The organism is Kitasatospora sp. NPDC057512 (genome assembly GCF_042802135.1).
Taxonomy (GTDB): domain Bacteria; phylum Actinomycetota; class Actinomycetes; order Streptomycetales; family Streptomycetaceae; genus Kitasatospora.
Genome location: NZ_JBHVET010000191.1, coordinates 1 through 12,025 on the forward strand (window position 1 = coordinate 1; position 12,025 = coordinate 12,025).

Annotated in this window: 9 protein-coding genes; 3 read left to right on the forward strand and 6 right to left on the reverse strand. The window is 70.3% G+C overall.

The features are described from left to right. Window positions 1–126 precede the first annotated feature (126 nt). The 5 genes from ACFU6K_RS15285 to ACFU6K_RS15305 form a co-directional block, all read right to left on the reverse strand. A complete protein-coding gene (locus ACFU6K_RS15285) occupies window positions 127–1,458 on the reverse strand; it encodes an IS110 family transposase (RefSeq protein ID WP_380663305.1) in 1,332 nt (443 codons plus the stop codon). A gap of 239 nt (window positions 1,459–1,697) precedes the next feature. After that, complete coding sequence (locus ACFU6K_RS15290; protein ID WP_380663307.1) at window positions 1,698–2,783, reverse strand: IS110 family transposase; 1,086 nt, start codon at window positions 2,781–2,783, stop codon at window positions 1,698–1,700. 228 nt (window positions 2,784–3,011) lie between these two features. Next, the gene (locus ACFU6K_RS15295; protein WP_375876891.1) at window positions 3,012–3,440 is read right to left on the reverse strand and encodes a hypothetical protein; all 429 of its coding nucleotides are present in this window, start codon (window positions 3,438–3,440) and stop codon (window positions 3,012–3,014) included. Window positions 3,441–3,691: 251 nt separating this feature from the next. Further along, complete coding sequence (locus tag ACFU6K_RS15300; RefSeq protein WP_380663309.1) at window positions 3,692–4,111, reverse strand: DUF2690 domain-containing protein; 420 nt, start codon at window positions 4,109–4,111, stop codon at window positions 3,692–3,694. Window positions 4,112–4,245: 134 nt separating this feature from the next. After that, the gene (locus tag ACFU6K_RS15305) at window positions 4,246–4,848 is read right to left on the reverse strand and encodes a hypothetical protein (protein ID WP_380663311.1); all 603 of its coding nucleotides are present in this window, start codon (window positions 4,846–4,848) and stop codon (window positions 4,246–4,248) included. Between the two features lie 334 nt (window positions 4,849–5,182). Here ACFU6K_RS15305 and ACFU6K_RS15310 point away from each other — a divergent pair, with 334 nt between their 5' ends. The 3 genes from ACFU6K_RS15310 (at window position 5,183) to ACFU6K_RS15320 (ending at window position 10,837) form a co-directional block, all read left to right on the forward strand. Further along, window positions 5,183–9,055: a helix-turn-helix domain-containing protein gene (locus tag ACFU6K_RS15310; RefSeq protein ID WP_380663313.1), complete on the forward strand. Its 3,873-nt coding sequence runs from the start codon at window positions 5,183–5,185 to the stop codon at window positions 9,053–9,055. Then, complete coding sequence (locus tag ACFU6K_RS15315) at window positions 9,052–10,002, forward strand: S1 RNA-binding domain-containing protein (protein ID WP_380663315.1); 951 nt, start codon at window positions 9,052–9,054, stop codon at window positions 10,000–10,002. The genes ACFU6K_RS15310 and ACFU6K_RS15315 overlap by 4 nt, the downstream gene beginning before the upstream one ends. 283 nt (window positions 10,003–10,285) lie before the next feature. Further along, window positions 10,286–10,837, forward strand: a complete 552-nt coding sequence (locus ACFU6K_RS15320) for a hypothetical protein (protein ID WP_380663319.1) — start codon at window positions 10,286–10,288, stop codon at window positions 10,835–10,837. A 290-nt stretch (window positions 10,838–11,127) separates the two neighbouring features. Here the strand turns inward: ACFU6K_RS15320 and ACFU6K_RS15325 are convergent, their stop codons facing one another. Further along, entirely contained in the window at window positions 11,128–11,427 is a 300-nt protein-coding gene (locus ACFU6K_RS15325; protein WP_380663317.1) for a hypothetical protein, read from the reverse strand. Window positions 11,428–12,025: the final 598 nt, after the last annotated feature.

Here is a 12,025-nt window from a genome sequence, read left to right on the forward strand (position 1 = left end):
CGTCCGAGGAGTCGGACGGCCCGGCCGGGTCCTGCTGGGATGCTGAACGGAAAATCGAACTTCAGCCGGGCAGGCGGCAGCGTCCGTTGCGCGGAGCGGAACGGACGAACTCGTGAGCGGGTTCGGTCAGGCAGTGGGGGCGAGGGTGACCTGGTGGCCGAGGGCTTGGAGCTGGCGGACGAGGTCGCGGGTTCGGCGGGCGCTGTTCAGGTGGCGTTGGTGCCAGTCCGCGCCGAGGTCCTGGTAGCGGGCGTCGGGGTCGTTGATCAGGTGCCAGGCTATGACGAGGATCGAGCGGGCGACGGCGACCAGCGCCTTGGCGTGGCCCCGGCGTTTGACGATCCGGCGGTAGCGCGAGCCGAGGAAGCTGTCCGTGCGGGCAGCGGCGTTGGCGGCTTCGCCGAGGGCGCCCTTGAGCCAGGGGTTGCCGCGACCGGCCGGGCCGGTGGTGTTCTTCGTCCCGGACTGGATGGTTCTGGGGCAGAGCTTGGCCCAGGAGACCAGGTGCTCCGGGCTGGGGAAGCGGTTCATGTCCAGGCCGATCTCGGCGAGGATGATGTGCGCGGTGGTGGCTCCGACTCCGGGGACGGCGTCGAGGCGCTCGACCAGTTCGGGCCCGGGGCGTCCGACAGCGGTGGTCGGCGCCTCGTCGTGTTCGGCAGCGGCGGCCGGGCCGGCCAGCTCGTTGAGAAGCGTGGTGATGTGCCGGTCGAGTTCGCTGATCTGGCGGGTGAAGTGGTCGACGGTCTCCAGCAGGATCCGCAGGAGACGGCTGTGGTGCTCCTCGAACTGCCCGGTCAGTGCCTCGACAAGGAGTTCGCGCTTGTTGACCAGGCTGCCTCTGGCCAGCTCCGCGAGCGCGCGCGGGTTGCGCTCGCCGGCGACCAGGGCGTCGAGCATCGCCCGGCCCGAGACGCCGAAGAGGTCGGAGACCACGCTGGAGAGCTTGATCTGGGCGTCTTCGAGGGCCTTCTCGACGCGGTGCTTGTGGCGGGTGCGGTCCTGGGTGAATGCGGTGCGGGTGCGGGTGAGGTCCCGCAGTTGGCGAACCGGCTTGGGCGGCACGAACGAGGCGCGGACCATGCCGCGTTCGGCGAGCTTGGCCAGCCAGACCGCGTCGAGCTTGTCGGTCTTCGGGCGTCCTGGGACGTTCTTCACCTCGCGAGCATTGACCAGCCAGCACTCCAGGCCGCGGGCCTCCAAGAGGTAGAAGAACGGCTTCCAGTAGTTGCCGGTCGCCTCCATCACCACCCGCTGCACGCCTTGGCAGAGCAGCCGGTCGCCGAGTTCCAGGACCGCGTTGGTGGTCGAGGCCACCGTCCAGACCTGCTGCACCCGCCGACCCTCGCGGTCCTCGTGCGGCAGGCGCATGCAGACCACGCCGGACGCCTTCGCGATGTCGATCGCCGCGACCCGCGCCACCGCCCCGTCGGCCTGTTCTTCTCTCGTCTCCTCCACCGGTTGTCCTCCCTTGCTGTCGTGCTCCAGGGCGGGGGCCACCCGGGGGGCCTGAGGGAGGCGGAGAAGCTGAACGGCGTGCTCAAGGCGACAGTGCGTGGTCCCTCGGGCGGCCCCCTCACCAGACTCCTATGCGGACTCGAAGCCCAAACATCATGCGGCGTCAGCGGATGGCCCCCGCACCGATTTTCACGCGGGCAAGGCGTCATCCGCAGGTGAACGGCTGACTCCTATAGACGTCAAGCCGCAGGAGCAAGATCGGTTCGCGTGATTTTGGTTGATGGTGTGCTGGTGAGCGCTCGGTAGACCTCACGGGCGACGAAGCGCTTGAGGCACCGCGTGATGTCCTTCTTCGACAGCCCTTCCTTGGTGCGGCGGGCGACGTAGGCACGGGTGCGCTCGTCGTAGCGCATGCGGACCAGCACGATGGTGTGCAGGGCGTTGTTGGCGGCCCGGTCGCCGCCGCGGTTGAGGCGGTGGCGGTGGGTGCGGCCGGAGGAGGCGGGTATCGGTGCGACTCCGGCCAGGTGCGCGAACGCCGCCTCGGAGCGCATCCGTTCGGGATTGTCGCCGGCCGACGCAAGGAGCTGGCCGGCGGTCTCGGAGCCGACCCCGAACAGGGCCAAGAGCTGCGGGGCGGCCTGCTTGACCAGCGGGCCGATCTCGGTGTCGAGCTCGGTGATCTCGTCGTTGAGCGCCTGGTGGCGGCGGGCCAGGCGCCGCAGGGCGGCCTTGGTCGCGGCCAGCGGCGCGGACAGGTCCGTTCCGGGCCGCAGCCGGGCGAGCGTGCGGATCAGTAGGGCCCGCTCCAGACCCGCGACCTGCTCGCGCAGCACCGCCGGTGCGGACACGAGCAGGCCGCGGATCTGGTTCATCGCCTGGGTGCGGGCCTTGACCGCGCTGCGGCGTGCACATCGCAGCACCCGGATGGCCTCGACCACGCCGTCGCGGCTTTTGGGGACACCGACTGCCCGGCCGGCGGCCACCGCCGTGGCGGCCGCGTAGGCGTCGATCGGGTCGGACTTCCCGCGCAGGCGGCGCACCTTGCGGTCCGGCCGGTCCACATCGAGGACCGTGACCCCTGCGGCGGTCAGCACCCGGGCGAGCTCGGCGCCGTAGGCACCGCTGCCCTCCACGCCGACCGCGCGCAGGGCGCCGTGCGAGCGCATCCACTCCAGGAGGTCCCGGTAGCCGGCGACAGTGGCCGGGAACTCCTGGTCGGCCAGGTGCCGGCCCAGCCGGTCGATCACCGCCGCGTGGTGGGTCAGCCCGTGGGTGTCGACTCCGCCGGTGATCTCCGGGCCGTCATACGTCATGCTGGTCATGTCCGTCCTTGCCGCTTGTCCGAGCCGGGGGCGGCACGCGCCGGTCGGGCGGGTGGACAAGACAGTGACGGGGCCTCTGGCCAGGCTCCTATGAAGTCACAAACGCCCGTCCGGCCGCGTGCGTGGTGACGCCACCGATGAGCCGACAAATCCCAAACAGGACAGTCGAGACGTCAGTCAGCCGAGGGGTCAGACCCACCAGCAGCGCCACCACGAACATCATCACTGTCAGCCGTAGACGTAGAACGAGGCGTTTTCGTTCTTCGTCCGCACCAGGTTGATGTTGCCGCAGGCCGGAACGTCGTCCGAGGGCCCGCTCCAGCCGCTGTTGTAGTACACCCTGACGTAGCCGTAGCAGTTGCCGGGGAACTGGTAGGTGGCGGAGGCCGCGTTGTTCTTCACCGCGACGCCCTGTCCGTTGCCGGGGCCCTGGAACGCGCCGGCGTAGGCGAGGTCTTCGAAGCCCTTGAAGCCGGTGAGCAGGTCCCAGCCGGCCACCGAGCCGGACTGGTTGCTGTTGTACCAGAAGCAGAAGGCCCGGGCGCCGCGGCAGTTCCCGTTGTTCGGTGCGGCCTGCGCGGCGGGCGTCACCGCCAGCGTCGCGGTGGCCACCGTCCCCGCCAGCAGCAGGGTCGTGAGGATGCGTCGTGTCTTCATGTTCTTCCTCCTGGTGTCTGCATTCCGGGCCGGGAAGGTCCCGGCCCGGAATGCCTGTCGATGCCATGTCCGTTTCGGTGGGCTGGGCCTTTGGGTCCTGTCCTGGGGGGTCGCTTCGCAACGGGGGCCCGCAGAACGGCGGTGTCACGGAGTCCTGAGGTTCTCCGATGTCGCATGCCGTGGCCATGGCCCGGAGACGGGGAACCAGCGCGAACCGCGCGGCTTCCCGACCCCGGCCGGGCAGAGGAGTCTCAGTGCCAGCCGGTGCAGGGACCGTTGCCGGAGATGCAGGCGCGCGCGCTGCCCGATCCGTCGACCATGTCGCCGTAGCCGGTGGAGCCGATCGCGTTCCAGAACTGGATGTCGGAGCTGTTCTCCACCCAGAACAGCTGTCCGTTCGAGGCACCGGAGATCCTCGCCCAGTTCGCCTTGCACGAGGAGCTGTAGCGGAGTTCGATCGTGCCGTAGGCGGAACTCACCGATTCCACGGTGTAGGCGTCCGCGTTGCAGCCCATCTGGATGGGGTCCCGTCCGCTGCAGGAGGACGCGTAGCAGCCGGCGGTGACCTGGGGTGTGGCGGCGGACGCGGCGGGGACGGCGAAGCCGGTCAGCGCCGTGGTGACTGCGGCGAGGCCGAACAGGATCCCGGTCGACCGGTTCATGCGCTTCATGGGACGTTCCTTCCTGAGGAGAGAAGATCGGCGTTGCCCGGCGGGCAGTACCGTCCGCTGTCGGCGCGACGGTCCTGGAGCCGGTGCGGAACGCGACCTCCTGATGGTGTGGAGCCGGCCTCTTCCTTGACCGGTCAGTTCCAGGCGGTGCATGCGATGTTGGTGCCCCACCTCGGGTTGCCCCACGGGTCGTTGTCATCCCCCCATGAAGCGCCGCACGCCCGCACCCAGTTGCCCGGCCCGTCATAGACGCTGGCAGTCTCCCGATGTGACTGCCCGCCGACGGTACTCAGGTTCTGGGCCTGCCACGGCCAGTGCCCGTTTCCCGCAGTCTGCGAGACGTCCAGGTACAGCCCGTCCCAGGCATAGTTCAGGTAGGCCTCCGCGTACGCTCGGTCGTGGCCGTCGGAGCCGCTGAACACGTGCATACGCACATCGTTCACCTCTCCGCCCGCGTACGGCGTCCAATGCGCCCACGGCGTTACCCACGACGAGGCCAGGCCCTGCTGCTCAGCGCCGGAGCGCAGCCCCTCGGCAGCCTCAGGGGAGATCTCCTGCACCGCACCGACCACGTGGTAGCGGCCGGAATGCGCGGTCTTCTCGCCTGGCGCCGCATGGGCCGCTCCCGCTGCCGGAAGCACCAGCAGTACCGCTGCCGCCGTGGCCGCGGACAATCGCTTCGCCTTCAGCGTCGGGGTGAGTGCGACCGTTGCGGCACGGATCTTGGCCAATCGCATGGCTGTCTCCTGTCGGTGCGAAACAGAGGGGTGAGGGACGTTGCCCGGCTCGGAATCTCCGCCGCACGTGTACCGCAGCCCACGCGGGCGGCGGTACCGCGGGGCGCGGTCGGGCCGGCGTCAGGGGCGGTGGTGTCGCCTTCCGGCCCTGACACGACCGAGCTTTCACGGCCGACTGGTTGTTGCGCAGCCCTCCTCACCACGTGAAACAAAGTGCCGCTCCGTGGGCCGGAACGACGGATGAAACAGGACAGGCCGTTGGGAAGCCGTTGCCGCGGCTCTCTCCGGTGCGTACGTTGACGGTCCGGGTGCCGCCGAGCGGGGGAGGACACGGATGGGCCGCCAAGAAGGCCCGCTGGATCCGGCCGCAGGACCGGTCCAGCGCTTCGCGTCCGAGTTGCGCCAGCTACGCCGGGAGGCGGGGAACGTCACCTACCGCGCGATGGCCAGTCGTACCCGCTACTCGGTCGCGACGCTGTCGCGGGCGGCCGGCGGGCAGCAGCTCCCGTCGCTGCCGGTGGCATTGGCCTATGTGGAGGCCTGTGGCGGGGACCTCGCGGAGTGGGAGCGGCGTTGGCACGCCGCGGTGCGGGATGTGGCCGCGGAGGACGGTGATGATGCCGATGCGCCGTACCGGGGCCTGGCCCGCTTCGAACCGGGTGACCGGGAGCGGTTCTTCGGCAGGGACAGGCTCGTCGCCGACCTGCTGGGACTGGTGGACTCCCGTCGTCTGGTCGCCGTCGTAGGCGCCTCGGGCAGCGGCAAATCCTCCTTGCTCCGCGCCGGACTGATCCCGGTGCTCCGGGACCGGGGCGGGACGGGCACGGCTCCGGCCGCCATCCGGATCTTCACTCCGGGCCCGCGGCCCGCCTGCGACCACGCCGCGCTGCTGACGCCCGGGAACGGTACGGGCGACACGGTGCTGGTGGTGGACCAGTTCGAGGAGGCGTTCACGCTGTCCACCGAGCCGACGGAGCGTGCCGCCTTCATCGGTCTGCTGCTGGCGGCGTGTGAGCCGGAGAGCCGATTACGGGTGGTCCTGGCGGTGCGGGCGGACTTCTTCGGACGCTGCGCGGAGCACCACGGGCTCGCCGTGGCCCTGCGGGAGGCCACGCTGCTGGTCGGGCCGATGGGCCCGGCGGAGCTGCGGGAGGCGATCGTCAATCCGGCCGCCGGCGCGGGCCTGATCGTCGAGCGCGCCCTGACCTCGAGGATCATCGAGGAGGTCGACGGCGAGCCGGGCGGGCTCCCGTTGCTGTCGCACGCCCTGCTGGAGACCTGGCGCCGCCGCAAGGGCAGGACACTGACAGAGGCCGCCTACGAAGCCGCCGGAGGTGTGCACGGCGCCATCGCCCGCACCGCGGAACAGACTTACAACCGCCTGACGCCGCAGCAGGCCGCCGTCGCCCGGCACATCCTGCTGCGACTGGTCACCCCGGGAGAGGGCGCGCAGGACACCAGCCGACCCGCGGACCGCACCGAACTCGAGTCTCTCGGTACCGGTGACGCCGACACCGCAGCGGTGCTGGAAAGCCTGACCCGCGCCAGGCTGATCACCTTGGACGGAGACACCGTCCACCTGGCGCACGAGGCTCTGATCAGCTGCTGGCCGCGCCTGAGCGCGTGGGTCGAAGACGCCCGCGAAAGGCTGCGCCACCACCGGCACCTCACCGAAGCCGCCAAGGCCTGGGAGGAACTGGGCCATGACCCCGGAGCGCTCTACCGGGGCACCCGCCTGGCAGCGGCCGAAGCCACCTTCGCCGGCGCCGGGCACCGCGACGACCTCACCCCGCTGGAGTCCCGCTTCCTCACCGCCGCCCTCACAGCCCGCGACCAGGAGAACCGGAAGACCGCGCGCTCCGCCCGGCGGCTGCGCACCCTGCTCGCCACACTGTCCGCCCTGGTCGTGCTCGTCCTGCTGGCCGGGGTGATCGCGTGGCAGCAAAGCCTGACCGGCGAACGCCGCCGCACGGAGGCCGCCGCCCGCCGGGCCGCCGCGGTGGCGGACGGCATGCGCTCGTCCGACCCGGTCACGGCGATGCGGCTGAGCGTCGCCGCGTGGAAGACCGCCGATCTACCCGAGTCACGGTCCGCGCTGCTCGGCGCAGCCGTCCAGCCGGACCAGGACGTCTTCACCGACCCCCCGTCGAGCAAAGCCGTCCCGCAGACCCACTTCCTCAGCGGCGACGGCCGCACCCTGGTCGGTGTCGGCCGGGACGAGGTGGTGAAGTGGGACGTCGGCACGCACCGGCGAGTGGCAACACTCCCCGGCCTGGGGGCCGAGGCCGAGGACGTGGAGGACATGAGCGCCGACACCCGAACACTCGCCGTGTTCGGACTCGATCATGTGAACGTGTGGGACCTGCCGGCGGAGAGTACGGGCGGATCCCCGGTGACACGCCACCCGTTCGACCCCGGTCTGACCGGAACCGCGGCCCGGCTCGGTCCGAGCGGGCGGACCCTGGTCCTCTTCGCGACCGAGGGCACGGACGACGTGGTCCAGGTCCGGGACAGCCACAGCGGCCGGCTCCTGCTCGAACGACGCACCGGGGGCGGCGTACACAGAGCGCCCACCCGCGACGAGACGCGCCGGGTACCGGAGGTCAGGCAGCGGCGGATGTGGGGAGAGTGGCCCCGCCTGGAGAACTTCCCGTATCCCGAGGCGTCGGTCAGCCAAGACGACCGCCTGATGGCGCTGTGCGTTCCGGGCGGGCCGGTCCAGGTGTGGAACGTGCCCGAGCAGCGCGAGGTCCCGCTCGCCGGGGCTCCCGACGCCACCGCGCAGCAGTGCCTGGACCAGGCCGTCGGGTTCTCACCGGACAGCCGCCGGTTGGCGGTCGTCGACAGCGGCGGCGTCCGGATCTGGGACATCGCCTCGGGAACGGAACTCCCGCGGGTCGAACACGCCGACCTCAGGGAGGCGTCGTTCAGCGCGGACGGAACGCTCATGGTGGCGTCGGACGGCAAGGAGGTGCTGCTGTGGCGCCTCGACATCCCGTCGGTCCCGCTCCTGCGGCATCCACTCGCCAACACCGACGCCAGCCAGTTCAGGCTGGATCCGGACGAACACCGGATCCGCTACCAGGAGGGCTCGACCGGAGCCGCGGTGCGCACCATCGACCTCACGAACGTCCTCGCCCCGGCCTGGACGAGCCAGCCGATCTCAGCCGCCGTGTTCAGCCCGGACGGCAGCACGCTCGCCACCCTGCTGTCGTCCGCGGGCGACCACACGCACCACATCCGACTGCGGGACCTCCGCGGCGGAGGACACGTCGTCGACCTGCCCGTCCTGTCCTGCCTGCCGCCTCCCGAGGGCAGACGGCTCTCCTTCTCCTGCACCGTCCTCATGGCGTTCCGTCCCGACGGGCGAGCCTTCGCCTACGGCATCGTCGACCACAGGCAGCCGACTTCACCACCCAGAGTGTCCGTCTGGGACGTCTCCGCCGGCCGCACGACCGCGGCCCTGGATCTCGCGGCTCCCGAACGGCGTGCGGTGGACGACGTCAATGCGATCGCCTTCACACCGGACGGAAGGTCGCTCCTGGTGTCACGGATTCCGCAGCAGGAGGCCCTGGAAGTCTGGGACCTGCCTCAACGGGCCAGAACCCGGGTGCTCTCCGGCCTTGGCGGGGAGCAACTCGCCGTCCGGCCGGACGGACGGCTCCTCGTCACCTCCCACAACCAACTCGCCGACCTGCCGTCAGGTCGAGTGGTCCCTCGTACGCTCACCCAGAACACGACGCACACCGTGGCGTTCAGCCCGGACGGCACGTACCTGGCCACCGGCGACGAAGCCGGCCGCGTCACGCTCTGGGACGGCAACGCCGAGCGGAACCTGGGCGTACTGCCCGGCAGCTTCAGACCCAACGCCACGGGGGCGTTCGACCCCATCTCCGCATTGGCCTTCTCCCACGACGGCCGCATCCTGGCCGCCGCGGGCACCGACGGCACACTGCGGATGTGGGACCTCGCATCCCACCAGCCACTCGGCCCCGCCGTCCCCACGACAGGAGGCGCCACCCTCTCCCTGGCCTTCGGCCCCGACGACCGCACCCTGCGCATAGCGACCGAGCACGTACCGGCGCACGAGATCACGGTCGCCCCGGACCAGGAAGCCGCCGACATCTGCGAACGAGCCGGAGGCGGACTGCCGCAATCCGACTGGGACACATACCTCCCCGAGGTGCCCTACCGGAAGGTCTGTTGACCCCGACGGCTTCACCGTCGACGAGCGATGGACGGTCACCGTACGACCAGGCCGGGAGGCGTCGCGTCGGCCTGTGTCAACGGTCACTGAGATGCCCAGGTGGGATGCCGTGGCTTGCCGACATGCGCGAAGCGCCGGAGGACCGCGCCGTACGGAGCTTCCTGTCAGCGATCCGCGTCGGCGACCTGTGTGGTGGGGTCGCGTCAGAGGTCACCCGCTCCGGGGTGGCGGTGACGTTGGACGGGTTCCCGGCGAGACCGCTGGGGTTCGTCGGCTCGTTGGACCGGCCCTGGGGGCAGCCTCGGAGCGAGGGTGTGGAGGTCGGTCAGCGGATCACCGCCGAGGTCATCGCCATCGACCCGCCCGCGGGCCGCGTACGGCTGTCCCTGGCAGCCACCGGGAACCCGGAGCTGTGGGCCTTTCTGAAGCGGCTCGCCCCAGGCCAGATCCTCGCCGGCACGGTCGCATCGATCGAGTCGTTCGGCGTGTTCGTGGCGCTGGACGACGGGCCCGGCCATCCGGTCTTCCCAGGGGTCGGGTTCATCACGATCCCCGAACTGTCCTGGTGTCACTTCGAAACGGCCACGGACATCGTCCGGGTCGGTGAGCGCGTCTCGTGCGGATTCCTCCACTTCGACACCACGAACGGGGAGGCCAGGCTGTCCTTGCGGGCTACGCGGCCGGACCCCTTCCAGGACTTCGCCGACGGAGTCGCCGCGGGCCGGACACTGCGCGGAAGGGTCACCCGGCTGGTCCCGTTCGGAGCTTTCGTCCAGGTCGCCGACGGGGTCGAGGGGCTGATCCACCTCAAGGACCTCGCACGGACACCCGTGCGGACGCCGCAGGAGGTCGTAGGAGTCGGCGACGAAGTCCTGGTCGTCGTCACCGACATCGACCGAGGACGCCGAAAGCTGGCGCTGTCGCGGCGGGAGCTCCCCTCCCGCTGATCGTGATCGTCCCGGGTGTGGCGCACTCGGCGCGTAGCCGGCTGGCGCGCCGCCAGCCACGTGCCCCTCGGTCTCCCACAGGTGCCGGGCTCAGAAGATCACGTCCTCGCCGCCGGGCTCGGGTATCCCGATCACACAGGTGGGACCGGGGTCGTCGGGCACGGAGCGAGGGCGCGTCGGGGGTGGACAGGAAAATCGGGCGCTCGTTCGTACCGCCTCGGGTACCGTGGCGCACTGCCCTGTCGGGAAGGGCCGCAGCGAGGCGGGGGAGGAACCGGTGGAGATGGACGAGGCGGCGCGGGCCGCATGGTGGGAGAGCCTGCCTGCGGGAATCCGCGACGAGATCGACGGGTACGTCCTCCAGGACTCCCTCTTCCACGCGCTGCGCACCGTCGTCGATGTCGGCCGCGTCCCCTCCGGCATCGGCATCCGCATCGCGCAGGACATCGTCAACGACCGCTACACCCACCACGGCGACCGGATCGCCCGGAGCCCCGACAGCCCCCTCGACCTGGAGTCCCTGGCGTTTCGTGCCGCCGGCTGCCCCGGCCGCGTCGTGGCGATCGAGGCGGTCTGGGACGGCGACACCGTCCACGACTGGTTCACGGTCCTGCTGGCGATCACCGAGGACCCGGCGCAGGAGCACCCGTTGGCCACCGTCCACTCCACCACGGCCAGGCGCTACCTGGACGGGGAAGGGGTCGGCAGCGGACAGCTCGTGTGCGCCGCGGCCGCCGAACACGCGGGCCGGACCCTGGCCGAGCACCTGTCGGTCCCCTTCCACTTCGCCAGCCCTGACACCCCGGACGACGAGGCTCCCCGCTGGCGGGAGTGAGAGGTACGGCGCTGTCGGCCGGAGCTCGGCCGAACCCGCCGCTCAGCCTCGCCGCCTGCCGGGGCATAGACTCAGCGGCCGCCAGATCGCTGGTGCGGAGTTCGTCTTCGACCGCGACCCACACGGCGCCGAGTACGGCGAGTTCGGCCGCTGCCAGGTCCGGTTCGGCAAGGCCCAGGTCCCAGGCGCCCATGCTGATCTCCTCGTGCCGCAGTCCATGGAGCCTCGTACAGGCGACCGACAGCGAGGTCATGACGCAGGAGGACCCGTTTCCGCAGGAGAAGTGATCCTCAGTCGCCTCTGAAGACGAGGTAGCGGTGCGGCTTGTGTTCTAGCTGCTCGGCCAACGCGAGCACTTCTGCTGCGGCCTCGGCCTCGGGTGCTGAGGCGCTGTCGACCAGCGCCTTCAGCTCCGGTACCAGGAGCTGCATCTGCGACCTGTTGAACCAGGTGTCGTCATAGGGATCGACGTAGCCGAGCAGCGGCAAGGCCAAGGTTTCGGCTCGTCGGCACAGGTCACCGATCGCCGGGTGGGTGCAGACTGCCAGGGTCTCTCCGGTGTAGGTCCGCACGGTCACGCTGATGGGCATGCCGCCACCGTAGCGCCGACTACGTCGGACAGCGACATCGTTTCCCGAGTGCGGCGGCGGGGTCATGGCCACTCGTTTCCGAAGCCGTGCACGCACTGACCGACACCGGCCGCTCGCACAGCTCCGGCGACCGCACGTTCTGAGCGGGTGTGGCCAGCGGGGCGGACTACTACTACCGGCCGGTAATTTACTTTCGCATGCCAAAAGGGGCAGATCACCCACAGCCATATCGTGGCGATATGTTTTCTTCCGGCCCCGACTGCGAGTTTGTAAATGTGGCTGAGCGGCCGTTATTATCGCTTCGCAGCGCTTACCAGGAAGTTCCCTGGACTCCACCCCCCGCGTACGTCCCGAAACCCTTCGGGCGATCCAACAGGGAGGAGTGCGTGTTCCATGTTCATGCGGAGGAAGAGGCCTGGTGAGGACGGCGAGTCGCCCACGCGCCGCGAGGCGCACGACGATGAGTCCGACCAGGGTTCCGAGCCGGAGGACACGGGACGTCGCAACGAGAACCGCAGGCTGATCATCGAGTGCCTGAGGCTACTGACGGCCCTGACCAGGGCTTTTAGCGGCGATTAGGCGCGGCGCAGCAGGGGTG

Excerpts from the sequence above, each read along its gene's own strand:
- ACFU6K_RS15290 (WP_380663307.1), bottom strand. The coding sequence starts at position 2,783 with ATGACCAGCATGACGTATGACGGCCCGGAGATCACCGGCGGAGTCGAC.
- ACFU6K_RS15295 (WP_375876891.1), bottom strand. The coding sequence starts at position 3,440 with ATGAAGACACGACGCATCCTCACGACCCTGCTGCTGGCGGGGACGGTG.
- ACFU6K_RS15300 (WP_380663309.1), bottom strand. The coding sequence starts at position 4,111 with ATGAAGCGCATGAACCGGTCGACCGGGATCCTGTTCGGCCTCGCCGCA.
- ACFU6K_RS15305 (WP_380663311.1), bottom strand. The coding sequence starts at position 4,848 with ATGCGATTGGCCAAGATCCGTGCCGCAACGGTCGCACTCACCCCGACG.
- ACFU6K_RS15310 (WP_380663313.1), top strand. The coding sequence starts at position 5,183 with ATGGGCCGCCAAGAAGGCCCGCTGGATCCGGCCGCAGGACCGGTCCAG.
- ACFU6K_RS15320 (WP_380663319.1), top strand. The coding sequence starts at position 10,286 with ATGGACGAGGCGGCGCGGGCCGCATGGTGGGAGAGCCTGCCTGCGGGA.
- ACFU6K_RS15325 (WP_380663317.1), bottom strand. The coding sequence starts at position 11,427 with ATGCCCATCAGCGTGACCGTGCGGACCTACACCGGAGAGACCCTGGCA.